The sequence below is a fragment of the Rhodococcus sp. Z13 genome, from assembly GCF_025837095.1.
Lineage (GTDB): Bacteria > Actinomycetota > Actinomycetes > Mycobacteriales > Mycobacteriaceae > Rhodococcus > Rhodococcus sacchari.
Genome location: NZ_CP107551.1, coordinates 1,849,656 through 1,875,923, shown reverse-complemented (window position 1 = coordinate 1,875,923; position 26,268 = coordinate 1,849,656). Strand labels below are relative to the sequence as shown.

Annotated in this window: 26 protein-coding genes; 9 read left to right on the top strand and 17 right to left on the bottom strand. The window is 70.8% G+C overall.

Going from position 1 to position 26,268, the window contains the following annotated elements; translation table 11 throughout:
- Nucleotides 1-74: 74 nt before the first annotated feature.
- Complete coding sequence (locus OED52_RS08560) at nucleotides 75-1,718, bottom strand: AMP-binding protein (protein WP_264154216.1); 1,644 nt, start codon at nucleotides 1,716-1,718, stop codon at nucleotides 75-77.
- A gap of 110 nt (nucleotides 1,719-1,828) precedes the next feature.
- On the opposite strand from OED52_RS08560, the gene OED52_RS08555 reads away from it, so the two are divergent.
- Nucleotides 1,829-2,686, top strand: coding sequence for a response regulator transcription factor (locus OED52_RS08555; RefSeq protein ID WP_264154215.1), 858 nt, complete (start codon nucleotides 1,829-1,831; stop codon nucleotides 2,684-2,686).
- A gap of 71 nt (nucleotides 2,687-2,757) precedes the next feature.
- Here OED52_RS08555 and OED52_RS08550 read toward each other — a convergent pair whose 3' ends face one another.
- Nucleotides 2,758-3,996, bottom strand: coding sequence for a multidrug effflux MFS transporter (locus tag OED52_RS08550; protein ID WP_264154214.1), 1,239 nt, complete (start codon nucleotides 3,994-3,996; stop codon nucleotides 2,758-2,760).
- A gap of 68 nt (nucleotides 3,997-4,064) precedes the next feature.
- On the opposite strand from OED52_RS08550, the gene OED52_RS08545 reads away from it, so the two are divergent.
- Nucleotides 4,065-4,529: a MarR family winged helix-turn-helix transcriptional regulator gene (locus tag OED52_RS08545; RefSeq protein WP_264154213.1), complete on the top strand. Its 465-nt coding sequence runs from the start codon at nucleotides 4,065-4,067 to the stop codon at nucleotides 4,527-4,529.
- A 43-nt stretch (nucleotides 4,530-4,572) separates the two neighbouring features.
- Here the strand turns inward: OED52_RS08545 and OED52_RS08540 are convergent, their stop codons facing one another.
- The 5 genes from OED52_RS08540 to dxr form a co-directional block, all read right to left on the bottom strand.
- The gene (locus OED52_RS08540) at nucleotides 4,573-6,411 is read right to left on the bottom strand and encodes a penicillin-binding transpeptidase domain-containing protein (RefSeq protein ID WP_264154212.1); all 1,839 of its coding nucleotides are present in this window, start codon (nucleotides 6,409-6,411) and stop codon (nucleotides 4,573-4,575) included.
- 75 nt (nucleotides 6,412-6,486) lie between these two features.
- A complete protein-coding gene (locus tag OED52_RS08535; RefSeq protein WP_264154211.1) occupies nucleotides 6,487-7,323 on the bottom strand; it encodes a GNAT family N-acetyltransferase in 837 nt (278 codons plus the stop codon).
- A gap of 122 nt (nucleotides 7,324-7,445) precedes the next feature.
- Entirely contained in the window at nucleotides 7,446-8,600 is a 1,155-nt protein-coding gene (ispG, locus tag OED52_RS08530) for a flavodoxin-dependent (E)-4-hydroxy-3-methylbut-2-enyl-diphosphate synthase (RefSeq protein ID WP_264154210.1), read from the bottom strand.
- A gap of 46 nt (nucleotides 8,601-8,646) precedes the next feature.
- Nucleotides 8,647-9,864: a M50 family metallopeptidase gene (locus OED52_RS08525; RefSeq protein ID WP_264154209.1), complete on the bottom strand. Its 1,218-nt coding sequence runs from the start codon at nucleotides 9,862-9,864 to the stop codon at nucleotides 8,647-8,649.
- 15 nt (nucleotides 9,865-9,879) lie between these two features.
- Nucleotides 9,880-11,034, bottom strand: a complete 1,155-nt coding sequence (gene dxr / locus OED52_RS08520) for a 1-deoxy-D-xylulose-5-phosphate reductoisomerase (RefSeq protein WP_264154208.1) — start codon at nucleotides 11,032-11,034, stop codon at nucleotides 9,880-9,882.
- 162 nt (nucleotides 11,035-11,196) lie between these two features.
- Here dxr and OED52_RS08515 point away from each other — a divergent pair, with 162 nt between their 5' ends.
- A complete protein-coding gene (locus OED52_RS08515; RefSeq protein WP_264154207.1) occupies nucleotides 11,197-11,445 on the top strand; it encodes a DUF2631 domain-containing protein in 249 nt (82 codons plus the stop codon).
- Between the two features lie 120 nt (nucleotides 11,446-11,565).
- Here OED52_RS08515 and rlmN read toward each other — a convergent pair whose 3' ends face one another.
- Entirely contained in the window at nucleotides 11,566-12,678 is a 1,113-nt protein-coding gene (rlmN, locus tag OED52_RS08510; RefSeq protein WP_264154206.1) for a dual-specificity RNA methyltransferase RlmN, read from the bottom strand.
- A 104-nt stretch (nucleotides 12,679-12,782) separates the two neighbouring features.
- Here rlmN and OED52_RS08505 point away from each other — a divergent pair, with 104 nt between their 5' ends.
- Nucleotides 12,783-13,613 carry an HpcH/HpaI aldolase/citrate lyase family protein gene (locus OED52_RS08505; protein ID WP_264154205.1) on the top strand — a complete coding sequence of 277 codons (831 nt, stop codon included), beginning with the start codon at nucleotides 12,783-12,785 and terminating at the stop codon, nucleotides 13,611-13,613.
- On the opposite strand, the gene OED52_RS08500 is transcribed toward OED52_RS08505, so the two are convergent.
- The 6 genes from OED52_RS08500 to rpsB form a co-directional block, all read right to left on the bottom strand.
- Nucleotides 13,605-14,345: a class I SAM-dependent methyltransferase gene (locus OED52_RS08500; RefSeq protein WP_264154204.1), complete on the bottom strand. Its 741-nt coding sequence runs from the start codon at nucleotides 14,343-14,345 to the stop codon at nucleotides 13,605-13,607. The genes OED52_RS08505 and OED52_RS08500 overlap by 9 nt on opposite strands.
- A 6-nt stretch (nucleotides 14,346-14,351) precedes the next feature.
- The gene (locus tag OED52_RS08495) at nucleotides 14,352-15,284 is read right to left on the bottom strand and encodes a phosphatidate cytidylyltransferase (RefSeq protein WP_264154203.1); all 933 of its coding nucleotides are present in this window, start codon (nucleotides 15,282-15,284) and stop codon (nucleotides 14,352-14,354) included.
- A gap of 2 nt (nucleotides 15,285-15,286) precedes the next feature.
- A complete protein-coding gene (gene frr, locus OED52_RS08490; RefSeq protein WP_264154202.1) occupies nucleotides 15,287-15,844 on the bottom strand; it encodes a ribosome recycling factor in 558 nt (185 codons plus the stop codon).
- Nucleotides 15,845-15,872: 28 nt separating this feature from the next.
- Nucleotides 15,873-16,601 carry a UMP kinase gene (pyrH, locus tag OED52_RS08485; protein ID WP_264154201.1) on the bottom strand — a complete coding sequence of 243 codons (729 nt, stop codon included), beginning with the start codon at nucleotides 16,599-16,601 and terminating at the stop codon, nucleotides 15,873-15,875.
- A 205-nt stretch (nucleotides 16,602-16,806) separates the two neighbouring features.
- Nucleotides 16,807-17,631: a translation elongation factor Ts gene (tsf, locus tag OED52_RS08480; protein ID WP_264154200.1), complete on the bottom strand. Its 825-nt coding sequence runs from the start codon at nucleotides 17,629-17,631 to the stop codon at nucleotides 16,807-16,809.
- A gap of 146 nt (nucleotides 17,632-17,777) precedes the next feature.
- Nucleotides 17,778-18,599, bottom strand: coding sequence for a 30S ribosomal protein S2 (gene rpsB, locus OED52_RS08475; protein WP_264154199.1), 822 nt, complete (start codon nucleotides 18,597-18,599; stop codon nucleotides 17,778-17,780).
- A gap of 306 nt (nucleotides 18,600-18,905) precedes the next feature.
- Between rpsB and OED52_RS08470 the strand changes: the two genes are divergently transcribed.
- Nucleotides 18,906-19,415 (top strand): M23 family metallopeptidase, encoded by a 510-nt coding sequence (locus tag OED52_RS08470; RefSeq protein WP_264154198.1) that lies wholly within the window; start codon nucleotides 18,906-18,908, stop codon nucleotides 19,413-19,415.
- A 10-nt stretch (nucleotides 19,416-19,425) separates the two neighbouring features.
- Here the strand turns inward: OED52_RS08470 and OED52_RS08465 are convergent, their stop codons facing one another.
- A complete protein-coding gene (locus tag OED52_RS08465; protein WP_264154197.1) occupies nucleotides 19,426-20,841 on the bottom strand; it encodes a nucleotide-binding protein in 1,416 nt (471 codons plus the stop codon).
- Between the two features lie 75 nt (nucleotides 20,842-20,916).
- The gene (locus OED52_RS08460) at nucleotides 20,917-21,855 is read right to left on the bottom strand and encodes a tyrosine recombinase XerC (protein ID WP_264154196.1); all 939 of its coding nucleotides are present in this window, start codon (nucleotides 21,853-21,855) and stop codon (nucleotides 20,917-20,919) included.
- A gap of 85 nt (nucleotides 21,856-21,940) precedes the next feature.
- Between OED52_RS08460 and OED52_RS08455 the strand changes: the two genes are divergently transcribed.
- A complete protein-coding gene (locus OED52_RS08455) occupies nucleotides 21,941-23,146 on the top strand; it encodes a multidrug effflux MFS transporter (protein WP_264154623.1) in 1,206 nt (401 codons plus the stop codon).
- 32 nt (nucleotides 23,147-23,178) lie between these two features.
- Here the strand turns inward: OED52_RS08455 and OED52_RS08450 are convergent, their stop codons facing one another.
- Complete coding sequence (locus tag OED52_RS08450) at nucleotides 23,179-23,958, bottom strand: siderophore-interacting protein (RefSeq protein ID WP_264154195.1); 780 nt, start codon at nucleotides 23,956-23,958, stop codon at nucleotides 23,179-23,181.
- Nucleotides 23,959-24,056: 98 nt separating this feature from the next.
- On the opposite strand from OED52_RS08450, the gene OED52_RS08445 reads away from it, so the two are divergent.
- From OED52_RS08445 to OED52_RS08435, 3 genes are all read left to right on the top strand, one after another.
- On the top strand, nucleotides 24,057-24,320 hold the full coding sequence (locus OED52_RS08445; RefSeq protein WP_264154194.1) for a DUF6953 family protein: 264 nt from the start codon (nucleotides 24,057-24,059) through the stop codon (nucleotides 24,318-24,320).
- A gap of 157 nt (nucleotides 24,321-24,477) precedes the next feature.
- Nucleotides 24,478-25,794 carry a ClC family H(+)/Cl(-) exchange transporter gene (locus OED52_RS08440; RefSeq protein WP_264154193.1) on the top strand — a complete coding sequence of 439 codons (1,317 nt, stop codon included), beginning with the start codon at nucleotides 24,478-24,480 and terminating at the stop codon, nucleotides 25,792-25,794.
- Between the two features lie 65 nt (nucleotides 25,795-25,859).
- Nucleotides 25,860-26,267, top strand: coding sequence for a hypothetical protein (locus tag OED52_RS08435; RefSeq protein WP_264154192.1), 408 nt, complete (start codon nucleotides 25,860-25,862; stop codon nucleotides 26,265-26,267).
- Nucleotide 26,268: the final 1 nt, after the last annotated feature.

Here is a 26,268-nt window from a genome sequence, read left to right as displayed (position 1 = left end):
CATCCAGATTAGCCCCTGTGCATGTCGGACCCTGTGCTCCGCTCCCCCGGCGACCCGATCCGGGAGCGCCCCGTTCAGCCCAGGGCGCCGGCCTGCCGCAGCTTGAACCGCTGCACCTTGCCACTGGGGGTCTTGGGCAGGTGCGGGACGAAGTGGACGGCCCGCGGGTAGGCGTGGGCGGCGTACTTCTTCTTCACCAGCTGCTGCAGTTCGGTCTCGAGGGCGTCGTCGCCCTCGATGCCCTCCTGCAGCACCACGAACGCCTCGAGCACCTCGCCGCGCAGTTCGTCGGGCAGGCCCACGACCGCGGCCTCCACCACGTCGGGGTGCATGACCAGCACCGACTCCACGTCGAACGGGCCGATGCGGTAGCCGGCCATGATGATCACGTCGTCGTCGCGGGACGAGAAGAAGAAGAATCCGTTCTCGTCGACCTTGCCGGCGTCGCCGGTCAGGTACCAGCGTCCGTCGGCGCTGAAACGCTCGGCGGTCTTCTCGGGGGCGTCGACGTAGCCGGTGAACCAGATCAGCGGGCTCGCCTGTACATCGATCGCGACGCGGCCGACCTCGCCGGGCTCGGCGATCTCGTCGGAGTCCTCGCGCAGCACGGCGCAGGTCCAGCCGGGCAGCGGCTTGCCCATCGAGCGGGCGGGGGTGTTCTCGCGCAGATCATCGGCCCAGGCGTCGACGACGAACATGCCGTGTTCGGTCTGGCCGTACTGGTCGCGTACGGTCACCCCGAGGGTCTCCTGCGACCATTCGAGCACGTCCGGGGTGAGGGGCTCACCGGCCGAGGAGGCGCGACGCAGCCGCACCGGCGTGTGCGGGGCGGTGTCGGCCTTGAGGCTGCGATAGACGGTCGGCGCGGCCGCGAAGTTGGTGACGCCGAAGGTGTCGAGGACCTGCCAGGTCAGCGCGGGCGAGAAGCCCGCGTGCAGGAGCAGGCTGCGGCGGCCGGCGGCCAGGGGGCCGAGCAGCGCGTAGTACAGCCCGTACGCCCAGCCGGGGTCGGCGGCGTTCCAGAAGACGTCGTCCTCACGTACGTCGAGCCCGAACTCCAGGTAGGCGTGGAAGGACGCGAGCGCCTTGACCGGGACGGGAACCCCCTTGGGGGTGCCGGTGGTGCCGGAGGTGAACAGCTGCACGAGCCGTCCCCCGCTGCCGACCGCCACGGCCTGCCCACCGGGCTCGTCGGCGCCGTGTGCGGCGAGCAGCGCGGCGAAGTCGAGGACGTCGCGGCCGATGTCCGCCGCGTCCCCCGAACCGGCCACGATCACGCGCCACGGCACGTCGGCGGGGATGTCGGTGCCGGGGGCGAGCTTGGCGACCTGGTCGCGGTCGGCGATCACGATCTTCGCGGCGCTGGCCTCGAGCCGGAACGCGATGGCGGGCGACGCGAAGGCGGTGAACAGCGGGACGTGGACCGCGCCGCGCCGCCAGATGCCCAGCAGCGCGACGACCAGGTCGGCGGACTTACCCATCAGGGTGGCGACGTGGTCGCCGGGTTCGACACCGAGATCGGCGAGGGCGGCCGCGAACTGCGAGGAGCGCTCGCGCAGGTCGCCGTAGGTGAGGTCGGTGGCGGAGAGGTCGCTCTCGACGACGGTGAACGCCACGGCGTCGGCGGGGTGGTCGTCGCACAGCAGCTGCGCTGCGCATGCATCGGCTGTGTCGTAGCGTTCGAGCAGTTCCTGCACTCGATTCGCGATGTCGACCATGGATCGTCCTCTCGTCCGTACTCGTCCGGGCGTGGTGACCCACCACACCCCACACGGTCTATGATCCGAGTCACATGCTGTCCCCGATACCCCCGGAAAGGGGTGACGTCGTGCCGCCTACAGCGTCGCCACTCCTGCGTCCCCGAGACGGAGACGCGCTGCGCGCCGAGCTTCGCCGCACCGCCGTACACGCCCAGTTGCCGGTGGTCTTCGCCGGCGAGGTCCGCGACGGAACTCTGCAGCTCAGCGAGTTCCTCGGCACCCGCACCAACAGCCTCGCGGGCGTCGTCGTGCCGCCCCGCGCCGGCCTCGGCGGCCGGGTTTTGGCGGAGGCACGCGCGGCCACGGTGGCGGACTACGGGCGCTCCCCCGCGATCACCCACCACTTCGACCGGCCCGTGCTCAGCGAGGGACTGCGGTCGATCCTCGCCGTGCCGGTGATGGTCGGCGGGGTCGCCCGCGCCGTGCTCTACGGCGCCGCGCGCGAGTGCGCGCCGGTCGGCGAGCGGGCGGTGAACGCGTTCGCACAGGCGGCGGCGCGGCTGGCGCAGGAGATCGCGGTGCGCGACGAGGTGGACCGGCGACTCGCGATGCTGGCGCGCGCATCCGAGGACCGCGACCCGGTCGCGTCCGCGCACGTGCGGGAGGTCCACGCGGAACTGCGCACCCTGGCCCAGGACGTCGACGATCCGGGTCTGCAGGAGAAGCTGCGGTCGCTGTCGGACCGCCTCGCGGGAGTCCTCGACGGGGCGGTGCCGGCGGAGCGGCCGGACGTCGTGCTGTCGCCGCGCGAAACGGACGTGCTGTCGCACGTCGCACTGGGGTGCAGCAACGCCGAGATCGCGCAGCGCCTGTCGGTCGGCGCCGAGACCGTCAAGAGCTATCTGCGCAGCGCGATGAGCAAGCTGGACGTCCACTCCCGCCACGAGGCGGTGGTCACGGCGCGCAAGTGGGGTCTGCTGCCCTGACCCGCTCCGGACACACCCGTGCGGGGCCGCCCCGAAGGTACGGCCCCGCACGGGTCGGGGGTGGAGAAGGATCAGCGGTTGCGGACCAGCGCCATCGATCCGAGGCCGAGGACGGCGGTGACGAACATCGCGACGGCCATCGGGACCGCGGTGTACTCGCCCCACGCACCGACGATCGGGGCGACGACCGCGGCCAGCAGGAACTGCAGGGCGCCGAGGAGCGCCGAGCCGGTGCCGGCGGCCTGCCGGACCTGGCCGAGGGCGAGGGTCGCGGCGTTGGCGAGTACCAGACCGAGGCTGGCGACACCGAACCACAGCGCCACCACGGTCACGCCCAGCACGGGGCCGGCGAGGGCGTTGACGGTGAGGACGGCCGACCAGAAGACCAGCAGCGCCAGGCCGATGCCGAGCAGGCGGTGCGGGCTCGTGCGCTGGAGCATCTTCTGGTTGACGACGTTGCCGAGACTGATGCCCACTGCGTTGAACGCGAACAGCAGGGTGAACCAGCCGGTGGACAGGCCGTGGATCTTCTGCATCACGAACGGGGACGCGGAGATGTAGGCGAAGAGCACGCCGAACGCGAAGGTGTGGGCGAGCAGGTAGCCGAGATAGGTGCGGTCGCGCAGCACCACGCCGATGCCGCGGACCAGGCCGCCGAGTCCCCCGGCGGTGCGCTTGCCGGCGGGCAGGCTCTCGGGCAGGAAGAGGACGATCGCGGCCAGCATGAGCAGGCTCAGCAGGGCCAGGAGCCAGAAGACGCCCCGCCAGCCGACGGACAGGACGAGACCGCCGCCGATCAGCGGCGCGACGATGGGGGCGACGGCGCTGACGAGCACGAGCAGGCCGAACAGCTTCGCGGCGGCCATGCCCTGGGCGCGGTCGGAGACGACCGCGCGGCCGACCACGATGCCGGCGGCTCCGGCGAAGCCCTGCAGGAAGCGGGAGGCGGCGAGCAGTTCCACCGAGGGGGCGATCGCGCACACGATGCTCGCGAGGGCGCACACGGCGGTGCCGACGAGCATCGAGGAGCGGCGGCCGAGCCGGTCGGAGAGCGGGCCGATGATCAGGTTGCCGAGCGCCATGCCGATGAGGAAGGCGGTCAGGGTGAACTGCACGGCCGAGGCGGTGGCGTCGAATTCCTCGGCGAACTCCGTGAAGCCGGGCAGGTACATGTCCACGGCGAGGGGGGCGAGCGCGGCGAGGAGGCACAGCGAGGCCACTCCGGCCCCGGACAGGCCGGCGCCTCCCTGTTCGTGGGTGCCGTGGTGGTCGGTCTTCGCTCCGGAGACGGTCTCGGAGGACGGGTTCATCACACCTCTATCGGTATCTTCGAATTTATATATGAATCTATATATACATAATCGCCTAGCATCGAAGCATGCCCGATGAAGTGAGGATCACCGACGCCGACGTCGAGCGCCTGGCCGACAGCGTGCGCACGCTCGTGTGGAAGTTGCAGCGCGTCGGCGAACGCGAAGCGGGCCTGATGGGCATCCCCCAGTCCGAGATCGAGGTCCTGCGGGTGCTGTCCGATCACCCCGGGATCACCGTGTCCGAACTGGCCCGCATGCTCGGGCTGCAGAGCAGCAACGTCAGCGCCACGGTGCGCAGTCTCGTCGGCCGCGGACTCGTCACCCGCACGACCAACCCCCGGGACGGCCGGTCGTACCACCTGCACCGCACTCCCCTGGCCGAGCACAACGGCGACCTCATCCGGCGCATGTGGACCTCGAGGATGCAGCAGGTGCTCGCCGGCATGGGTGACGACGCCGCCGAACTGGTCGCGGTGGCGCCGCTGCTCGAGCGCCTCGCCGTGCTCGCCGACGATCCCGCGCAGGCCTGACCCCGGAGGGTCGGCTCACGCGCCGACGGTCGCACCGGCCGGTTCAGGCGCCCGCGTACTCCGGTGGAAGCGCCGCGAACATGTCGCGGGTCACGGCCACGGCGTTGTCGGAGCTGCCACCGCGTACGACCAGCGTCGCGAACGCCAGATCTCCGCGGTAGCCGACGAACCAGGAGTGCGATCCGCCCTCGACCTCGGCCTCACCGGTCTTGCCGTAGACGTCGCCCTGGTCGCGGATGCGGTCGGCGGTACCGCTGGTGATCACCTGGCGCATCATGCCGCGCAGGTTCTCGACGACCTCCGGGGAGACGGGCGGGACCTCGCCCTCGACGGCGGTGTCGCGGCCTTTGATGAGATAGGGCACCGGGGTGCGACCGCTCGCCACCGTCGCCGCGGCCAGCGCCATCCCGAACGGGCTGACCACGACCTTGCCCTGACCGAAGCCGTCCTCGGTGCGTTCGACGAGGTTCTCGGCCGGCGGCACCGAGCCGGTGAAGGTCGGCATGCCGACGACGTCGTAGTCCACGCCGACACCGAACTGCGCCGCGGCGACGGTCAGGTCGTCGGCGTCCATCTCGGACGCGAGCTTCGCGAAGGTGGTGTTGCAGGAGCGGGCGAAGGCCGTGGCGAGCGGGACGGTGCCGAGCGCGAAGCCGTCGTAGTTGGGCACGGTGCGCTCGCCGATGACGATGCTGCCCGGGCAGGGCACCATCGTGTCGGCGGTGGCCCGGCCCTGCCCGATCGCCGCGCCCGAAGTGATGATCTTGAAGGTGGAGCCGGGCGGGTACTGACCCGCGAGCGCGACCGGGCCGTCCTTGTCGGCCGCCTCGTTCTGGGCCACCGCCAGCACCGCCCCGGTGGACGCCTCGATCACGACCATCATCGCCTGCTCGACGCGGGCGTCCACCGCGGCCTGGGCCGCGACCTGGATCGGCTTGTCGAGGCTCACCGAGAACGACGGCGCCGGCTGCGGCGGGGTCTCGGTGAGCACGTCGGTGTCGACACCGTACTGGTTGAGCACCACCACGCTCCAGCCGGCGGTGCCGTCCACCTCGTCGATGACGGTCTTCTTGATCTGCCCCACCAGGTCGGGCGCGAAGTCGCGGTCGGTGGAGACCAGATCGGCCTCCTCGGTGACGACCACACCCTCCACGGATGCCAGCCGGTCGGCGACCTGTTCGTAGTCCTCCTCGCGCAGCCGCACGACGCCGCGCGGTCCGGACGCCGCGGTCACCGATTCGGCGATCGACTGCGCGGTGAGCGATTCGTCGAACTGCGACAGGATCGCCGACAGCTGCCGCGCGGCGGTCGCCACGTCGCGGCTGGCGGAGGCGTCGAAGGCGACGCCGTAGACCGTGCCGGGAACGAGGATGTCGCTGCCGCCGTGCTCGTTCACGCGGGCGCGGGGTGCGGGGCTGCTGCGCAGCTGCATCGACTGCCGCTCCCCCAGCTGCGGGTGCAGCACGGACTTGGCCCACCGCACGACCCACTCGTTGCCACTGCGGCCCATGTACAGCTCACCGGTGTACTCCCAGACCCGGTCCTTGGGAAGGTGCCACTCGTAGCCGTAGCTCACGATCGCCGAATCACCGCTCATGCGGGTGGCGGTGGGGGTGGCGACAAGCGACTCGGCCTGCAGGCCCTCCCAGACCTCCCGCATCGCCGCCGCGGAGTCCTCCGGGCGGTCGGTGCGCTGCGCGGCGGCCTCGAAGTCCTGGGCGGCGAACGATTCGAAGAAGGACCGCACCGCCGCTTCGGGTCCCACGGGGCCGGTGCTGCACGCGACCGTCGGAACGAGTAGGAGGGCGGTGGCCGACACCAGTGCCACGAGACGGGCGACACCCCCGCGAGCGGGGGCCGGAAGCGAAGATCGGGATCTCATCGCCCGTCATCGTAGGCGCCGAGCCCACCGGTCCTGTTCAGGAGCGCCGCGGACGCACGGGCGAGGGTGCGGGGTTCAGTCGAGCAGCACCGTGGAGAACGTCGCGACCTGCCGGAAGCCGGCGCGGGCGTAGGCCGCGCGGGCGCGCACGTTGAAGCTGTTGACGTAGAGGCTGGGCAGCCGGCCGCTGCGGGTGACGGCCACCGCCACCGCGGCGGTGCCCGCCGTACCGAGACCCTCGCCGCGACGCTCGGGAGCGACCCACACCCCCTGGATCTGCCCGACCGTCGACGATTGCGAGCCCACCTCGGCCTTGAAGACCACCTGTCCGTCCTCGAAGCGCGCCCAGGCGCGTCCCGCTGCGATCAGGCTCGCGACACGGCGGCGGTAACCGGCGCCTCCGTCGCCGAGTCGGGGATCGATTCCCACCTCCTCGATGAACATCGCGACGGCGGCGGGCAGGTAGACGTCGAGCTCCTCCGGCCGGACCGGCCGGACCAGCGGATCGGGTTCGACGAGGGGTTCGCGGTCGAGGACGAGCAGCGGCTGTTCGGCGCGCACCTCGCGCGGGGTGCCCCAGGCCGGTTCGAGACGCTCCCACATGGGCAGCGCGTACTCGGCGCGACCGACGATCGACGAGCACAGGCGCGGGCCGCGGCCGGCGCGCTCGGCGAAGGCCTGGATGTCGTCGGGTGCGCCGAGCAGCGGGATCAGGTTGGCGCCGGAGAAACACAGCGACGCCTCGGGGCCGCCCCGGCTCCACATCTCACCGCCCACGGCGCGTCCGTCGAGACCGTATTCCTCGATGCGTCCGGCGACCATGCAGGCCGCGACGGGATCGCGGGCGAGCACACGCAGAACGGCGGCGGTGTCGCGCCCGCCCAACGAACGGACACCCAGAAGCTTGAGCACTCGCTCACCACCCGTCGACAAGCCGATACGACATCAGAGTGCCACGTGCCGCGGCTCCGTGGAAATCGAACGTCCCGCGACGGGCTGGATCGGTCCCCCACGCCGCGTCCGTGACATCGGTCTCAGCCGACCGTCACCACCGGGCTGCCGTTTCCGGCACCGCCCTCCATCTCCTCGGCGATCCGCATCGCCTCCTCGATGAGCGTCTCGACGATCTGGGCCTCGGGCACGGTCTTGACGACCTTGCCCTTGACGAAGATCTGGCCCTTGCCGTTGCCGGAGGCGACACCGAGGTCGGCCTCACGGGCCTCACCGGGGCCGTTGACGACGCAGCCCATCACCGCGACCCGCAGCGGCACCTCCATGCCCTCGAGGCCGGCGGTGACCTCGTTGGCGAGCGAGTACACGTCGACCTGGGCGCGGCCGCAGGACGGGCAGGAGACGATCTCGAGCTTGCGGGGCCGCAGGTTCAGCGACTGGAGGATCTGGCTGCCGACCTTGATCTCCTCGGCGGGCGGGGCGGACAGGGACACCCGGATGGTGTCGCCGATGCCCTCGCTCAGCAACGCACCGAACGCCACGGCCGACTTGATGGTGCCCTGGAAGGCGGGGCCGGCCTCGGTGACACCGAGGTGCAGCGGGTAGTCGCACTGCGCGGCGAGCTGACGGTAGGCCTCGACCATCACGACGGGGTCGTTGTGCTTGACGGAGATCTTGATATCGCCGAAGCCGTGTTCCTCGAACAGGCTCGCCTCCCACAGCGCCGACTCGACGAGCGCCTCGGGGGTGGCCTTGCCGTACTTGGCGAGCAGGCGCGGGTCGAGCGAACCGGCGTTGACACCGATGCGGATCGGGATGCCGGCGTCACCGGCCGCCTTGGCGACCTCCTTGACGCGGCCGTCGAACTCCTTGATGTTGCCCGGGTTGACACGCACCGCCGCGCAGCCCGCGTCGATCGCGGCGAAGATGTAGCGCGGCTGGAAGTGGATGTCCGCGATCACCGGGATCTTGCTCTTCTTCGCGATGGTCGCGAGCGCGTCGGCGTCCTCCTGGCGGGGGCACGCGACGCGGACGATGTCGCACCCGGAGGCGGTCAGTTCCGCGATCTGCTGGAGGGTCGCGTTGACGTCGTGCGTCTTCGTGGTGGTCATCGACTGCACCGAGACCGGATGGTCGCTGCCGACGCCGACGTTGCCGACCATGAGCTGACGGGTCTTGCGTCGAGGTGCGAGGACCGCAGGAACTTCGGGCATGCCCAATCCGACGGGGCTGGTCACAGTTCGCCTTCTTTCGTTGCTACCTGGACAATTCTACCGGCGCAGGTCAGAACAGCTGGATGGGGTTGACGATGTCGGCTGTGAGGGTGAGCACCATGAACGCGCCGCCGACGACCACCGCCACATAGGTCAGCGGCAGCAGTTTCATGTAGTCGACGGGCGGTCCGACGGGCAGCCCGCGCAGGCCGCGCACCCAGTTGCGGATGCGTTCGTAGATCGCGACGGCCATGTGCCCGCCGTCGAGGGGAAGCAGCGGCAGCAGGTTGAACGCGCCGAGGAAGAAGTTCAGCTGCGCGAGCAGCAGCACGAACGACACCCAGATGCCGCGCTCGGCGAACTGTCCGCCGATGACGCTGGCGCCGACGACGCTCACCGGGGTGTCGATCGACCGTTCGCCGCCGGTCACGGCGGTCCACAGGTCGGCGACCTTGCTGGGCAGGCTCACGAGGGCCTCGGCGGTCCGCACAGCGAGATAACCGGTGAAGTCGAAGGTCGCGGGGATCGCGGTGAGCGGGGTGTACTCGATCACCGACGGTTCGGCGCCGACACCGATGGCGCCGACGGTGCGGGAGACGGGCTCGGCGTCGGGGGCGTCGCTCTCGTACACCCAACGCTGCACCTGCTGCACCGTCACGGGCACGGTCAGGGTCTCGTCGTCGCGCTGCACGGTGAACGGCACCGTGCCCGACAGCGGCTGGGTGGCGCGCACCAGATCGCCGAAGGTCTCGACGGGCTGCCCGTCGACCGCGACGATCACGTCCCCCGGTTCGATGCCGGCCTGTTCGGCCGGTCCGGGACCGGAGCACTCGGCGGGCGTGTAGTCGGGCGGCCCGTCCTGGCCGGGCGCGGCGCAGCCGACGCTGCCGACGACGGCGCGGTTGTCGGTGTTGGGCAGTCCGGCGGTCGCGGCTAGGCCGTAGACGAGCAGGATGCCGAGCAGGAAGTTCATCGCGATGCCACCGGACATCACGACGAGCCGCTTCCAGGTCTTCTGCCGGTACATCGCCCGGTCGACCTCGTCGGGGGCGAGCTCGTCGAGGGCGGTCATGCCCGCGATGTCGCAGAACCCGCCGGCGGGCACGGCCTTGAGTCCGTACTCGGTCTCACCGCGGCGGAACGAGAACACACGGGGCCCGAAACCGATGTAGTAGCGCCGGACCTTCATGCCCAGCTTCTGCGCCGTCCACATGTGGCCGGCCTCGTGCAACGCGATGGAGACGGCGATGCCGAGGGCGAAGACCACCACGCCCAGTACGAACATCATCTGCGGCCGATCCTCCTATACGACGAGTGTGCGCGCCCGGTCGCGGGCCCAGCCGTCCGCGGCGAGCACGTCGTCCACGGTACCGGGGGTCGCGGTCCACTCGTGGGCGTCGTTCAACACGGCCTCGACCGTCTGCACTATGCGCGGGAACGGCAGGGCCCCGGCGAGGAACGCCTCGGCGGCGATCTCGTTGGCGGCGTTGTACACGGCGGTCAGGCAGCCTCCGGCCGTGCCGGCCTGCCGCGCGAGCCGCACCGCCGGGAAGACCTCGTCGTCGAGGGGTTCGAACTCCCAGGTCGACGCGGTGGTGAAGTCGAGGGCGGGCGCGGCGTCGGGGACGCGGTGCGGCCAGCCGAGGGCCAGGGCGATCGGCAGCTTCATCGACGGCGGCGACGCCTGCGCGAGGGTGGAGCCGTCGACGAAGGTGACCATCGAGTGCACGATCGACTGCGGGTGGACGGTGACGTCGATGCGGTCGTAGTCCACGCCGAACAGCAAGTGGGCCTCGATGAGCTCGAGTCCCTTGTTGACGAGGGTCGCCGAGTTGAGGGTGTTCATCGGACCCATCGACCAGGTCGGGTGCGCGCCGGCCTGCTCGGGGGTCACCGATTCGAGGCGGTCGGCGGTCCAGCCGCGGAACGGGCCGCCGGAGGCGGTGAGCACCAGGCGCGCCACCTCGTCGGCGCTGCCGCCGCGCAGGCACTGTGCCAGAGCGGAGTGCTCGGAGTCGACGGGCACGATCTGCCCCGGTGCCGCCGACTGCGTGACGAGCGAGCCACCGGCGACCAGGGACTCCTTGTTGGCCAGGGCCAGGCGCGCTCCGGTGGCGAGGGCGGCGAGGGTCGGTTCGAGACCGAGGGAGCCGACGAGGGCGTTGAGCACGACGTCGGCCTCGACCTCGCGCACCAGTTCGGTGACGGCGGTCGGGCCGCTGCGCACCGGCAGGTCGAGGCGCGCGGCGGCGGCCGGGTCGGCGACGGCGACCTCGCGGACGCCGGTCGCGCGGATCTGCTCGGCGAGCAGGTCGATGTTGCCGCCCCCCGCGGCGAGGCCGACGACCTCGAACCGGTCGGGATTCGCGGCGATCACCTCGAGCGCCTGGGTACCGATGGAGCCGGTGCTGCCCAGCAGCAGCACACGCGTGCGGGAAGAGGATCGAGTGTCGGCCACGGGAGCATTGTCCCCGACGCACCTGAGGGGTTCCTGAACCGGCCGGTGACAACGGGATCGGGGCGGTGTGTCCCGCCGCGCCGACCGCCCCCGCTTCGTACGACGCTGGGTCGTATGTCACGATATGCGGCAAGAGCAACATTCGGCGAGCAGGAGGATACGGTGGCCGGTACCGAGTTGCAGTCCACTCACGACGACGTAGTGGCGGAAGTGCCCTCGGCGGAGTGGGGTTGGAGCGGGGAAGCTCCGAAGTTCTTCCGGGTCATGGCGGTCGTCGCGGCCGTCTTCCTGCTGCTGATGCAGATCGGCAATCACGAGGGTCACGTCGAGGACCTGTACCTCATCGGCTTCGCGGTGGTGCTGCTGCTCATCGTCGCCGTCGACGCGATCCGCCGCCGCAAGCCCCGGTAAACGGACTTCCTACGCCGAAAGGCCCGTCCGGAACGGTAGTTCCGGACGGGCCTTCGTCGTTCCCGGGACGGTACCGCCCCGGGATCCGTGCGCCAGTGTCCGTGCGTCAGTGTCCGTGCGTCAGTTGTTCTCGGCGGCGAGCTGCCCGCACGCCGCGGCGATCTCCTGCCCGCGGGTGTCGCGCACGGTGCACGACACGCCCTGGGCCTGCACCCGCCGCACGAACTCGCGTTCGACGTCCTTCGGGCTGGCGTCCCACTTGCTGCCCGGCGTCGGGTTGAGCGGGATGAGGTTGACGTGCACGAGCGGGCCGAGCGCCTTGTGCAGCTTCTTGCCGAGCATGTCGGCGCGCCACGGCTGGTCGTTGACGTCGCGGATCAGCGCGTACTCGATGGACACGCGCCGGCCCGTCTTGTCGGCGTAGTAACGCGCCGCCTCGAGCACCTCGGCGACCGACCAGCGGTTGTTCACCGGCACGAGGGTGTCGCGGAGTTCGTCGTCCGGGGTGTGCAGCGACACGGCGAGGGTCACGCTCAGCCCCTCGTCGGCGAGCCGACGGATGGCCGGGGCGAGACCGACGGTGGAAACGGTGACGGAGCGCTGCGACAGGCCGAGTCCCTCGGGGGCAGGCGAGGTGATCCGCCGCACGGCCGCGACCACGCGCTTGTAGTTGGCAAGCGGCTCCCCCATGCCCATGAACACGACGTTCGACAGGCGGCCGGGGCCACCGGCGACCTCACCGTCACGCAGGGCGGCGGCCGCGGCCCGCACCTGGTCGACGATCTCGGCGGTCGTGAGGTTGCGGTCGAGACCGCCCTGGCCGGTCGCGCAGAACGGGCAGGCCATGCCACAGCCGGCCTGACTGGAGATGCACAGGGTCGCGCGGTCGGGATAGCGCATGAGCACGCTCTCGAGGAGGGTGCCGTCGTGGGCGCGCCACAGGGTCTTGCGGGTCTGACCCCCGTCGCAGGCGATGTGCTTGACCGCCGAGAGCAGCGGCGGGAACAGCGCCTCGCCGACCTTGTCGCGCACCGAGGCGGGCAGGTCGGTCATCTTCGCGGGATCGGCTTCGAGCCGGCCGTAGTACTGGCGGGCGAGCTGATCGGCGCGGAAGGCCGGCAACCCCAGTTCGCGCACCGCCTCGCGACGCTGATCGGAGTCGAGGTCGGCGAGGTGCCGCGGCGGCATGCCGCGCTTGGGAGCATCGAAGACGAGGGGCAGTGAAGAGGCCATAATCATCGATTGTCCCATGATCCGGGAGGCTGCGGCCGGGTCGTTCCTGTGATGCTCGCCCCGACTTGCCAGCAAGCGTGACCCGACTGCTGGAACATGGACTCATGACCAGCACCGTCCCCCCGGAAGCCGCCCGATCCTGGTTGCTCGTGCCCGGCCACTCCCCCGACCGCTTCGACGCCGCCGCCGCGTCCCCGGCCGACGCGATCGTCCTCGACCTCGAGGACGCGGTCCCGGCGGCCGACAAACCCGCCGCGCGCGCCGACGTCGTCGCGTGGCTGAAGGGTGGCGGGTCGGCGTGGGTGCGGATCAACGACGCGACCACACCGTTCTGGGCGGACGACCTCGAGGCGCTCGCCGGGCTCCCGGGGCTGCAGGGCGTGATGCTCGCGAAGGCCGAGAGCGGCCACCAGGTCGAGGCCACCGCCGGGATGCTCCCGGAGGGCACCCGTATCCTGGTGCTCATCGAGTCGGCGATGGGCCTCGAGGCCGCTCCCGAGATCGCCCGGGCCGAGGGCACCTTCCGACTGGTGTTCGGTTCCGGCGACTTCCGCCGGGACACCGGCATGAGCGACCTCCCGTTGGCGATGGCCTACGCCCGGTCGCGGCTGGTGATCACGAGCCGCGCCGCGCGGCTGCCGGGACCGATCGACGGCCCCACCCTCAGCGATGATCCGGAGGTGCTGAAGCGGGAGGCCGAGCTGACCCGCTCGATGGGGATGACGGGCAAGCTGTGCATGACACCGGAGCGGGCGTCGTTCGCGAACACGGCGCTCAGCCCGAGCAGCACCGACGTGGACTGGGCGCACGGCGTGATCGGCACGCTCGGTGAGGACGGCCGCAACGTGCGCGACGGCAGCGATCTGCCGCGGCTGGCGAAGGCGAAGCGGATCACCGAGCTGGCGCGGATGTTCGGGATCGGCCGCTCAGGCTAGTTCCAGTCCGCTGGGCCTGCGCCGGACGTGCAGCCGGTAGCGGACGGTGAGGGTGGTGCCGGGGGTCTCCGCGATCGCGCGGGCGGCGACCTTCGGGCCGAACTCGATGCCGAGCACCCGCTCGAGCGCGCCGCGGTCGGGGAACTCCCAGAGGGTGTCGACGCGGCGCAGGTCGAAGCCCTGGGCGTCGAAGAACGCCTCGACGGTCGCGGGGTTGTAGTGCGGCAGGTCGGCGCACATCCACCGGCCGTAGGGGTGGGCGGTGGCGTCGAGGTCGATCACGGCGAGGGCGCCGCCGGGCCGCAGCACCCGCATGGCCTCGAGGATGCCGGGGCCGCAGCCGGGGCCGAAGAAGTAGGCGGTGCGGGCGTGGACGAGGTCCACGGAGGCGTCGGGCAGCGGCAGCTCGGAGGCGGCGCCGCGCTGCACCGTGACACCGGGCAGGTCGCGGACGCGGGACCGGGCGGCCTCGACGAGGGGCGGATGCGGTTCGACGCCGGTGACCGTGCGTGCGTCGGCCGCGAACATCGGCAGGTGGAAACCGGTGCCGCAGCCGACGTCGACGACGTCGCGGCCGGTCCAGTCCGCGACCTCCCGCAGCGCCGCGTAGACGACGCCGCGGGGGTCCTGCGCGCGGTTCTCCTCCTCGTAGACCTCCGGCCAGTGCCAGATGTTCGGGCTGGGGATCACTCCCCGGCCCGGGCCGGTCTCGCGCCGGCGGTTCCGCAGCATCGGCGGCTACACGAAGGCCGTGAGGATCAGCCAGGTGACGAAGGCGGACGGCAGGATCGAGTCGAGCCGGTCCATGATGCCGCCGTGGCCGGGCAGCAGGGTGCCCATGTCCTTGATCCCGAGGTCCCGCTTGACCTGCGACTCGATCAGGTCGCCGGCGGTCGCCGTGACCACGAGCACGGCACCGAGCAGCACACCGGCCCACCAGGGGCCGTCGAGCATGAGCATGACGGTGAGGACACCGGCGACGATGCAGGCCAGCAGAGACCCGGCGAAGCCCTCCCAGGACTTCTTGGGGCTGATCGCCGGCACCATCGGGTGCTTGCCGAACAGCACACCCGCGGTGTAGCCGCCGATGTCGGACGACACGCACACGATCATCAGACAGAACACGCGCTGGGCACCCTGGTCCTCGAGGACCATGAGGGTCGCGAACGACGCGAGCAGCGGCAGCCACGCCGCGACGAACACGGCGACCGCCGTGTCGCGCAGGTAGTTCCGCGGTTGTGCGGCGAGACCGTGGTCGAACAGCCGCCACAGCATCGTCACCACGACCGTGCCCGCGAACGCGCCGAGCACCCCGGAGGTGCCGTAGGGCCAGCCCAACCAGATGATCGCCTGGCCGCCGACGAGCAGCGGCAACCGCGGGACGAGCACGTCGGCCTCGCGCAGGCGTTTGGTGACCTCCCAGGTCGCGATGCCGATCGCACCCGAGACCACCGCGAGCCACGCCGTCGGAGCGAACAGCAGGATCACGATGACGAGCGCACCCAGGCCGCCACCGACCGCGATCGCGGCGGGCAGGTCGCGCCCCGCGCGCGACGGTTTCTTCTCCGGCGCGGCGCCGACCGTGGGTGCCGGGTCTGCAGGGGTGGCGCCGGCGGATGCCGGGTCGCCGAGTGGTGGCTGCGGGTCCGAGGACCCGTCGGCTCTACCCACCGTCAGACCTCCATCAGTTCGGCTTCCTTGTGCTTGATCAACTCGTCGATCTGACCGACGTATTTGGCGGTCGTCTTGTCGAGTTCCTTCTCGGCGCGGTTCACGTCGTCCTCGCCGGCCTCGCCGTCCTTCTGGATGCGGCCGAGTTCCTCCATGGCCTTGCGGCGCACGTTGCGGACCGCGACCTTGGCGTCCTCGCCCTTGGCCTTGGCCTGCTTGACGAGTTCGCGGCGGCGCTCCTCGGTGAGCTGCGGGACCGAGATGCGGATGATGTTGCCGTCGTTAGTCGGGTTGACGCCGAGATCGGAGTTGCGGATCGCGGTCTCGATGGCGTTCAGCTGCGACGTCTCGTACGGCTTGACGATGACCATGCGTGCCTCGGGGACGTTGATGCTGGCGATCTGCGTGATCGGCGTGGGCGCCCCGTAGTAGTCGACGACGATGCGGTTGAACATCGCCGGGTTGGCACGACCGGTCCGGATTCCTGCCAGATCGTCGCGGGCCACCGAGACGGCCTTCTCCATCTTCTCTTCGGCCTCGAAGAGGGCTTCATCGATCACGGCAGTTCCTCCATGTTCCGTTGTCCGTTCATGACCGTACGAGTGTTCCGATCTTCTCACCGGCGATGGCTCGGGCGATATTGCCCTTGGTCAGCAGATTGAAGACCATGATCGGCATGGCGTTGTCCATGCACAGGCTGAAGGCGGTCGCGTCGGCGACCTTGAGGCCCTGTTCGATGACCTCGCGGTGCGTGATCTCCTCGAACAGCACCGCGTCGGGGTTGGTGCGCGGGTCGTCGGAGTAGACGCCGTCGACGGCCTTGGCCATGAGCACGACCTCGGCGCCGATCTCGAGGGCACGCTGCGCGGCGGTGGTGTCGGTGGAGAAGTAGGGCATGCCCATGCCGGCGCCGAAGATGACGACGCGGCCCTTCTCGAGGTGGCGGCGGGCACGCAGCGGCAGGTAGGGCTCGGCGACCTGCCCCATCGTGATGGCGGTCTGCACGCGGGTGTCGATGCCCTGCTTCTCCAGGAAGTCCTGCAGCGCAAGGGAGTTCATGACGGTGCCGAGCATGCCCATGTAGTCGGAGCGGGCGCGTTCGAGACCGCGCTGCTGCAGCTCCGCGCCGCGGAAGAAGTTGCCGCCACCGATCACGACGGCGACCTCGGCGCCGGCGCGCACGACCTCGGCGATCTGCTCGGCCACCGTGGTCACCACATCAGGATCGAGTCCGACCTTGCCGCCGCCGAACATCTCGCCACCGAGCTTGAGCAGGACCCGGCGGAATCCGGGCCGTTCGTGGGCGTGGTCGGACATGACTCTCCTCTGGTTGCGCATGATTCGGCCCTTATCATCCTGCCTCATCCGCTCGGTGGAACCGAGACCGGGCGGGAGGCGACACGTCACTCCGGTCCGTTGCCGGAACACGCGCGGCGGTGTCCGGACCCCGACGAGGGTGTCCGGACCCCGACGCACCTCGACCCCGCCGGTACGGGACCGGCGGGGTCGAGAAGTGAACGGTCTAGCTGGCGCCGACCTCGAACCGCACGAAGCGGGTGACGGTGGCACCGGCCTCGTCGAGGATCGCCTTGACGGTCTTCTTCGAGTCCGTGACCGACGGCTGCTCGAGCAGCACGACGTCCTTGAAGTAGCTGTTCACGCGGCCTTCGACGATCTTCGGCAGAGCCTGCTCCGGCTTGCCCTCGGCCTTGGCGGTCTCCTCGGCGATACGACGCTCGTTGGCGACGATGTCCTCGGGAACCTCGTCACGGGTGACGTACTTGGCCTTGAGCGCGGCGATCTGCATCGCGGCACCGCGGGCGGCCTCGGCAGCGGCGTCGCCCTCACCGGTGTACTCGACGAGCACGCCGACGGCCGGCGGCAGGTCGGAAGCACGCTTGTGCAGGTAGACGGCGGTCTGGCCGTCGAAGGCGGCGACGCGACGCAGCTCGAGCTTCTCGCCGATCTTGGCGGACAGCTCCTGGACGAGCGCCTCGACGGTCTTGCCGTCGATCTCGGCCTTCTTCAGGGCCTCGACGTCGTCGGTGCGGACCTGAGCGGCAGCGGTGACGACCTTGTCGGCGAGAGCCTGGAACTCGTCGTTCTTGGCGACGAAGTCGGTCTCGGAGTTCAGCTCGACGAGCACGCCGTCCTTGGCCACGACCAGGCCCTCGGCAGTGGAGCGCTCGGCACGCTTGCCCACGTCCTTGGCGCCCTTGATGCGCAGCTGCTCGACGGCCTTGTCGAAGTCGCCGTCGTTGTCGGCGAGCGCGTTCTTGCAGTCCAGCATTCCGGAGCCGGTGAGCTCACGGAGACGCTTGACGTCGGCGGCGGTGTAGTTCGCCATGAGAAGCGAGCCTCCTGTGTCTGTGGTGGAAAAGTCTCGGGGTGCAGCCCTGTACCTCGGGCTACGAAGGGCAGCCCTGTATCTCCGGCTGCGAAGCGACGGCCCCGACCGTGATCCGTGAGGGAAGGTCGGGGCCGTGCAACGAATCAGGCCTCGGGGGCTGCGTCCGCTGCGGGCGTCTCGGCGTCGGCTGCGGGGGTGGCCTGCGCGAGCAGCTCCTGCTCCCACTCGGCGAGAGGCTCGGCGCCCTCGGGCTTGGCCTCGGCGTCGCCGCTCTTGCCGGCGCGGGCCTGCAGGCCCTCGGCGACGGCGGAGGCGATGACCTTGGTCAGCAGCGCCGCGGAACGGATCGCGTCGTCGTTGCCCGGGATCGGGTAGTCGACGAGGTCGGGATCGCAGTTGGTGTCGAGGATCGCGATGACCGGGATGTTCAGCTTGCGGGCCTCACCGACGGCGATGTGCTCCTTGTTGGTGTCGACGACCCAGATCGCCGACGGAACCTTCGCCATGTCGCGGATGCCGCCGAGGGTGCGCTCCAGCTTGTTCTTCTCACGCGTGAGCATGAGGATTTCCTTCTTGGTGCGTCCCTCGAAGCCGCCGGTCTGCTCCATCGACTCGAGCTCCTTCAGGCGCTGCAGGCGCTTGTGGACGGTCGAGAAGTTGGTCAGCATGCCGCCGAGCCAGCGCTGGTTCACGTAGGGCATGCCCACGCGGGTCGCCTCTTCGGCGATGGACTCCTGCGCCTGCTTCTTGGTGCCGACGAACAGGACGGTGCCGCCGTGGGCGACGGTCTCCTTGACGAACTCGTACGCCTTGTCGATGTACGTCAGCGTCTGCTGCAGGTCGATGATGTAGATGCCGTTGCGGTCGGTGAAGATGAACCGCTTCATCTTCGGGTTCCAGCGACGGGTCTGGTGTCCGAAGTGTGCGCCGCTGTCGAGCAGCTGCCTCATGGTCACAACAGCCATGGCTGTGTCTCTCTTTCGTGTCGGTTGACGCGGCGGATCCTGCGATCCCCGCCCTGGCGCCCGCATGCCCGTCGAACCCTTGCGGGACCGGCCGACGGCCATTGCCGATGCATCCCGGAGAAAGCGGGACGGCACCGGTGCGCGGACGCGCGAAGTCGGTCTGCGAACACAGACCGCTCGACCAGTGTACGCGGCACCGTCCCGGATCCCTAACCGGGTGGATGCGGGGTTGTGGACGGACGCGAGTTGTGCACAACCGGGCATACGGGTCTGGTGCCGGTCGCCGCGGGCACCGAGCCTGGGTCCATGAGCATCGACGTGTCCCCGCGCGCCGCATCCGGTTTCGTGGTCGCCGTGCTGCTGACGCTGGTCGTCACGGCCGGGGCCGGGCCCGCCGGCGCCGCGCGGCCGTTCACCTGGCCGCTCGAACCCCGGCCCGCGGTCGCGCGCGGGTTCGACCCACCCGATCACGACTGGCTGCCGGGGCATCGCGGTGTGGATCTCGCGACGCAGCCGGGCCGGACCGTGCTGGCCGCGGGTGAGGGCGTCGTCGTGTTCGCCGGGGTCGTGGCCGGCAGGCCGGTGGTGTCCGTCGACCATCCCGGCGGGCTGCGCACCACCTACGAACCCGTCGAGGCCTCGGTGACCGCGGGTCGCCGGGTGGGGCGCGGGGAGCCGATCGGCACGGTCGTCGCGGGGCACGAGGGCTGCCCGACGGCGGCGTGCCTGCACTGGGGACTGCGCCGCGGCCGCGACCGCTATCTCGATCCGCTGCCGCTGGTGCAGCGCCCGGTGATCCGGTTGCTGCCCTCGTGAGTCCGGGCGGCTACCGGACGGCGTGCCGGCCGGACGCGTGCGGGAAGTCGTCGGCGACCATCGCCGCCAGTTCGACGAAGGCGGTGCGGGTCGCCGGGCGGAGCCGGTCGAGGTCGATCTCCCCGCCTTCGGCGAGGTGCTCGTCGAAGGGCAGTACCTGCACGGCGCGGCAACGCGCGAGGAAGTGTCCGGTGATCGCGTCGATGTCGACGTTCGCCGAGCCGGGGCGGGCCGAGGAGACGACCACGACGGTGCGGTCGACGAGGTCGCCGTAGCCGTGGGCCTGGAGCCAGTCGAGGGTCGCGGCGGCGCTGCGGGCGGCGTCCACCGCGGGCGACGCGACGAGCACGAGGGTGTGGGCGAGGTCGAGCACACCGCGCATGACCGAGTGCATGATGCCGGTGCCGCAGTCGGTGAGGACGATGTCGTAGAAGACCTGCAGGATGTCGACGATGCGGCGGTAGTCGTCCTCACCGAAGACCTCCGAGGCCGCAGGGTCGCGTTCGCTCGCGAGTACTTCGAGCCGGCTCGGTGCCTGCGCGGTGTGGGCGCGCACGTCGGAGATGCGCCGGATGTTTGCCGCGTCCGCGAGCAGGTCGCGGACCGTCGAGGCGCTGCCACCCGGGATGCGCTGCGCGAGGGTGCCGAAGTCCGGGTTCGCGTCGACCGCGATGACGCTGTCGCCACGCAGCGACGCGAAGGTCGACCCCAGGCCGACCGTGGTGGTGGTCTTCCCCACCCCGCCCTTGAGCGAGAGCACGGCGATGCGGTAGTCGCCGGAGACGGGTTGCCGGACGTGGGCGGTGAGTTCGTCGAGTCGCGCGGTCTCGGTGTCGAACAGCCCGCCGGTGAGCCGGTGCACGCTCTCCCGCCAGTTGCGGGACGCGCGCCGCGAGCGGCGCACGAGTACATCCGCGGCGAGGTCGTCGTGGGCCGGCAGCGGGGCACGGACCGGGGTGGATCCGGTCTCGACGGGCACGGTCTCGACGGGCACGGTCTCGTCGCGCACGGTCTCGTCGCGCACGGGTTCGGCGGGCGGAGTCGGCACGGCGGCCGTCGACTCGGCGGGGCGCGGTTCCGCGACCGGGGGTGCCTCCACCTCGGCGGCCGGGTCGGGTTCGGACGAAACCTCGGTAGACGGCTCGGACGTCGGTGCCACCGGGGATTCGGCCTCGTGCGTGGGCGCGGATACGGGCTCGGCCTCGGGTTCTCGGTCGGGCACCGCGGACGGCCGCGGAGGGATGTCGAGCCCGAGCGGCACGGACGCGATCGGCCGGGTCATCGGAGGCTCCGGTGCCGGCGGGGCCGTGGGTTCGCCGTCGCGGGGCGGGCGGCGGAAGCCGCGGCGCCCGGTCGGCACGGTGTCACTGCTCGGCTGCTCCTGCAGCCACGCGGGCAGCGCAGGAGTCGGATCGTCGCGTCGCATCAGTTCCCCCCGGTTCGATGGTGCGCGCGCACGTTACCAAATCGGACACCCGTTCTTCCGGGGCTCGTGTTCCGCTCAGGCCCGCGGGTGGGCCTGTTCGTGGACGGCGCGCAGCCGTGCCACCGACACGTGCGTGTACAGCTGGGTGGTGGACAGGCTCGAATGCCCGAGCACCTCCTGGACCACGCGCAGGTCCGCTCCCCCTTCGAGCAGGTGGGTCGCGGCGGTGTGCCGCAGACCGTGCGGGGCGAGATCGGGGGTGCCGGGCACGGCCGAGACGGCCTCGTGCACCACCGACCGGACCTGCCGCTGGTCGATCCGGCCCCCGCGCTTGCCGAGGAGCAGGGCGCGGCCCGAGGACGGCCGGACGAGGTGCGGTCGCCCGTGCCGCAGCCACGCGTCGAGGGCGTCGGCCGCCGGAGCGCCGTAGGGGACGGTCCGTTCCTTGTTCCCCTTGCCGAGTACGCGCAGGGTCCGGCGGTCCGCGTCGACGTCGTCGATGTCGACCGCGCACAGTTCCCCCACCCGGATACCGGTGGCGTAGAGGATCTCCACGATGGCACGGTCGCGCAGCGCGATCGGATCGAGTTCGCGGGCACCGGCTTCGGCGGCCGCCATGACCTCGAGGGCCTGATCGTCGCGCAGCACCGCGGGGAGGGTCCGACGGGCGCGCGGGGAGGCGAGCCGCGTGGCGGGGTCGCTGTCGAGTCGTCCGGTGCGCACCAGCCACGCCGTGAAGGTGCGGACCGAGGAGGTCCGGCGGGCGACGGTGGTGCGGGCCGCTCCCCCCGCCACCATCGCGGAGAGCCAGGACCGCAGCAGGTCGAGATCCAGGTCGGTGACGCGCGCCTCGGAACGTTCCGTGGTCAGATGCACCAGCAGGGACCGGATGTCGGTGACGTAGGCGCGGACGGTGTGAGCGGACCGGTTCTCCTGGAGGCGGAGATGGTCGGCGAAGTCGTCGAGATGCACCGCCAGTGGTGCCGGGAGCGGGTCGGATCCGTTGCCTCGCATGATTCCACCGTGCGGTAAGACCGCTTCCCACGCAACGGCGCATGCCCTTTACTGTTGTTTCGTGAACAAAACGATTTCGGTGCCGATGCTGTGCGCGCTGGCACTGCTGTCGGCGATCGCCCCTCTCGCGACGGACATGTACCTGCCGGGGTTGCCGGTCATGGCCGAGAGTCTCGGCAGCTCGACCGTCGGCGTCCAGCTCACACTCACGACGTTCATGGCCGGGCTCGGCCTCGGGCAGCTTCTCGTCGGTCCGCTCTCGGACGGATGGGGACGCCGCCGGCTGATCCTCGCCGGCACGGCCGTCCTGGCGGTGAGCAGCGCCGTCTGCGCGCTGGCCCCCACCGTGGGTGTGCTCATCGCCGCCCGGCTGGTCCAGGGATTCAGCGGTGGCATCGGAATCGTGCTCGCCCGCGCGGTGATCGCCGACCGGGCGAAGAGCACCACCGCCGCGAAGCTGTTCAGCATCATGATGATCATCGGCGGTGTCGCGCCGGTGGTCGCACCGCTGCTCGGCGGCGTGCTGCTCGGGCCGATCGGCTGGCGCGGCATCTTCTGGGTCCTCACCGGCCTGTCGGTGGTGATGGCCGTCGGCACCTTCCTGTTCGTTCCCGAGACACTTCCGCCGGAGAAGCGACACGGCGGTGGCCTGAAGGCCATGTCGAGCAACTTCGGCTATGTCCTCCGTCAGCGTCGATTCGTCGGCTACGCGGCTGCGATGGCCCTCGGCTTCGGCGCGATGTTCTCCTACATCTCCGCCTCGCCGTTCGTCACCCAGAACGTCCTGGGCCTGTCCCCCGGCCAGTTCTCGATGGTCTTCGCCGTCAACTCCGTGGGACTCGTCCTCGCCAACACTCTCAACACCCGGCTCGTGGACCGGTTCGCGGTGCGGTCGCTGCTGACGTTCGGCATGACGACGATGTTCGTGGCTGCCGCCCTGTTGCTTCTGACGATGCTCTTCGTCGGCTACAAGACCTTCCTGATACTGCCGCTGCTGTTCGTCACCGTCTCCATGGTGGGCCTCTCACTGGGCAATGCGACGGCACTCGCGCAGGAGCAGGTCCCGAAGGCCGCGGGAACCGGTTCCGCCGTGATCGGTGCGCTGCAGTTCGGCCTGGCCGCGGCGGTCTCCCCGCTGGTCGGCCTCGGCGGCGAGAGCACCGGCATCCCGATGGGCCTGTCGATCGCAGTCTGCACGGGGCTCGCGCTCGTCCTGCTGCTGACGTTGGCGCGCGAGCCTGCGCAGCGCGGGTCCGAACTCCGTCCCGCGGAACCGGAGCCGGCCGACTAGGCCCGGTCGGGCTCCGGCCGCGGGCGGCCTGCTCACGCTTCCGCTGTGGCGAGTTCCTGTTTCCAGACGCGGAAGCCTTCCTCGGTGCGGCCGCGGCGCCAGTAGCCGGAGATCGACGCCCGCGTCGCCGGCACCGCCCGGTCCTTGCGCAGGTAGGGGCGCAGGTGCTTCATGACCGCCTCGGCCTCGCCGTGCACGAAGACCTGCACGTCGCCGCCCGGCCACGGCATCGCTTTCACCGCAGCGACGAGCGGGGCGTTGCCGTCGATCCGGTCGGCACCGGCGTCCCCGGCAGCGACCCCGCGGTGCACCCAGGTGACCGTGACACCCGCGGGAGCCTTCAGGTCGAGTTCGTCGGAGGGACCGGCGACCTCCAGGAACGCGGCGCCCGAGGCGTCGTCGGGCAGGTCCTCGAGCGCCACGGCGATGGCCGGGAGCGCCGTCTCGTCCCCCGCGAACAGGTGGAAGTCGGCGGCGGGGTCCGGCCGGTAGCCCGCTCCGGGGCCTCGGACCGTGAGACGGGTTCCGGGCTGCACGGACCGCGCCCACGGCCCGGCGACACCCTCGTCCCCGTGGACGACGAAGTCGATCCAGATCTCCCGCGCCGCCGGGTCGACGCGGCGCACCGTGTAGGTGCGGACCACGGTCTCCGCACCCACGGGCAGTTCGAGCTTGACGTAGCTGTCGGTCTCCGGGCGCGCCGGGAAGGCGTCGAATCCCTCGCCGCCGAACACGACCCGCACGAAATGTTCGGACACGGCCTCGGTGCGCAGCACGGTCAGCGTCGTCCTCGCAGGGTTCCTCGGTGCCACAGAGCCTCCTTGTTAGGGTCACCTATCCTGCACGACCGTACCCTTCGACGGCATGCGGCGGGGTGGCGACGATCCGGGAGGCTCTAGGCTCGATGTCCATGAGCACCACCGCGGCGGACATCGCCACCTGGATGACCGACATCATCACCACCGAACGCAGGGTCACCCAGACCGACATGGTCGACGCCATCGAGGCCAAGTTCGGCTCCGACTGGATCTACGTGAACGACAACGGTCATCCGTCCATCGACCGGGCGGTGCTGCGGGAGTTCCGCAAGGCCCACCGCGGCGCGGTGAAGTGGAATCGCGAGGCCCGCGCCTGGTACGTCGAGGACGCCCCGGCCGCGCCCGCCGAGGACTGATCTCCTCTCCTCCGGCGGCGCTCACCCCTCCAATTCACCTTCGCTCGACGCCTCGATCGTGCGGCAGTCTGTGTGACCATACGATCGCGCCCTCTGCACACACGTATCGACGACGCGGCGGGCTACGCGTTGCCGGCGGGCCGTACGGAGGACACGGGTGGACATCGAGAACGATCAGGAACCGTCCGTTCCCGGCCGGGAACTCGTGACGATCTGCCTGCTCGCGAGCGTGGCCGGTGTGGTCATCGGCGGTGTGGGCGGGGCCTTCCGCTGGTGCCTGAACCACGTCGAGCGGTGGCGGCTGGAGATGGTGGAGTGGGCCCACACGCTGCCGGGCCCGGGTTGGCTCGTCCCCGTCGCGATCACCGCGCTCGGAGCTCTCCTCGCCGCGTCGATCGTCCGGTGGGTTCCTCTCGCGGCGGGCAGCGGCATCCAGCACGTGGAAGCCGTCGACCGCCACCAGGCCGATCCACCGGGATTCGCGGTCCTGCCGTCCAAGTTCGTCGGTGCCCTGCTCGGTATCGGCTCGGGTCTCGTCCTCGGCCGCGAGGGACCGATCGTGCACATGGGCGCCACGGTGGGAGCCGAGACCGCGCGTCGAACCGGGAACGCCGACCAGGTGCGTCTGCTGCAGACGGCGGTGTCCGGTGCGGGTCTGGCCGTGGCGTTCAACGCGCCGATCGGCGGAGCTCTGTTCGTCTTCGAGGAGGTCACCCGGACCTTCCGCTTCCGTGTCGTCGTGGCGGTGATGTTCTCGGTGGCCACCGGCGTGGCGTGTTCGCGGCTGATCATCGGCGACGCACCGGATTTCGCCGCCCGCCCCGTCGCCACGCCGTCCGTCGCGCTACTGCCTGCCTTCGTGGTGTTCGGTCTGCTCACCGGCCTGGTCGGTGCCGCCTACAACCGTCTGGTGGTGGGGTCGCTGCACCTGGTCGACTCGTTCCGTTCACTGTCCCCGGTGACGAAGGCGGCGATCATCGGCGGACTGGTCGGGTTGCTGTCGATCGTGGCGCCATGGGCGGCCGGGGGTGGTGATGCCCTCGTCCAGCACGTCGTCGGCGGCGGCGCGCTCGCCCTGCCGGTGGTGGCCTGGTACGTACTGCTGCGGTTCGTCGCCGGTCCGCTGTCCTACGCCGCGGGCACCCCGGGCGGCCTGTTCGCGCCGCTGCTCGCCCTCGGGGCGCTGTGGGGGTTGCTCTACGCCGGTGTCTGCGAGGCGATCGTCCCCGGCATCGACTCGTCGCTGGCGATACCGATGGCGATCGTGGGCATGGCCACCCTGTTCGCGGCGACGGTGCGGGCACCGCTCACCGGGGTGGTGCTGGTCGTGGAGATGACCGCCGTGACCGGGGTGACCGTGCCGATGCTCGCCGCGTCGATCTGCGCGGTCGTGGTGGCGCACGCGACCGGCACGCCGCCGGTCTACGACAGTCTCCGCGAACGCATGCTCGGCGCCTCCCCTGGCACCCGATAGGCACCCCGGTCCAGCACTGCGGACGATGGGGTGATGCCGGACACCGATGTGGAGTCGTACTCGAGTTGAACGACGGCCCGGCCATGACCTTCCGGCAGACCCTCCGGCCGGCGGACCGCCCGGCGGCCGACGGGACGTTCTGGTACGGACCGGACCGCAGCATCCTGCACCGGAGCGGCCGGGTGCTGGCGGGACCACCGGCCGCGGCGGTCTTCGCCGAGCTGCCCCCGGAGGAGCTGCGGAACCTGCTGGTCGACTCGCTGCGCTGGTGGATGGCCCCGGCCGGGCAGGACGACGACCGTCCCACTGCCGGAGCCGACGACGCGGTCCTGGGAGCCTGCCGCGCGCTGGTGCGGCACAGTTACGGGAGATGGCTGTCCAACGGTGGACCGCCACCCTCGGGTCGGCAGGCACGGGCCTTCCAGGACGGTGTTCTGCGCGAGCTCCTGGCTGCATCCTCGCAGCCCGCATGAG

Coding starts and splice junctions, on each gene's coding strand:
- OED52_RS08560 (WP_264154216.1), bottom strand. CDS start 1,718: ATGGTCGACATCGCGAATCGAGTGCAGGAACTGCTCGAACGCTACGAC.
- OED52_RS08550 (WP_264154214.1), bottom strand. CDS start 3,996: ATGAACCCGTCCTCCGAGACCGTCTCCGGAGCGAAGACCGACCACCAC.
- OED52_RS08545 (WP_264154213.1), top strand. CDS start 4,065: ATGCCCGATGAAGTGAGGATCACCGACGCCGACGTCGAGCGCCTGGCC.
- OED52_RS08540 (WP_264154212.1), bottom strand. CDS start 6,411: ATGAGATCCCGATCTTCGCTTCCGGCCCCCGCTCGCGGGGGTGTCGCC.
- OED52_RS08525 (WP_264154209.1), bottom strand. CDS start 9,864: ATGATGTTCGTACTGGGCGTGGTGGTCTTCGCCCTCGGCATCGCCGTC.
- rlmN (WP_264154206.1), bottom strand. CDS start 12,678: ATGGCCTCTTCACTGCCCCTCGTCTTCGATGCTCCCAAGCGCGGCATG.
- OED52_RS08505 (WP_264154205.1), top strand. CDS start 12,783: ATGACCAGCACCGTCCCCCCGGAAGCCGCCCGATCCTGGTTGCTCGTG.
- OED52_RS08500 (WP_264154204.1), bottom strand. CDS start 14,345: ATGCTGCGGAACCGCCGGCGCGAGACCGGCCCGGGCCGGGGAGTGATC.
- pyrH (WP_264154201.1), bottom strand. CDS start 16,601: ATGTCCGACCACGCCCACGAACGGCCCGGATTCCGCCGGGTCCTGCTC.
- tsf (WP_264154200.1), bottom strand. CDS start 17,631: ATGGCGAACTACACCGCCGCCGACGTCAAGCGTCTCCGTGAGCTCACC.
- rpsB (WP_264154199.1), bottom strand. CDS start 18,599: ATGGCTGTTGTGACCATGAGGCAGCTGCTCGACAGCGGCGCACACTTC.
- OED52_RS08470 (WP_264154198.1), top strand. CDS start 18,906: ATGAGCATCGACGTGTCCCCGCGCGCCGCATCCGGTTTCGTGGTCGCC.
- OED52_RS08465 (WP_264154197.1), bottom strand. CDS start 20,841: ATGCGACGCGACGATCCGACTCCTGCGCTGCCCGCGTGGCTGCAGGAG.
- OED52_RS08460 (WP_264154196.1), bottom strand. CDS start 21,855: ATGCGAGGCAACGGATCCGACCCGCTCCCGGCACCACTGGCGGTGCAT.
- OED52_RS08455 (WP_264154623.1), top strand. CDS start 21,941: ATGCTGTGCGCGCTGGCACTGCTGTCGGCGATCGCCCCTCTCGCGACG.
- OED52_RS08445 (WP_264154194.1), top strand. CDS start 24,057: ATGAGCACCACCGCGGCGGACATCGCCACCTGGATGACCGACATCATC.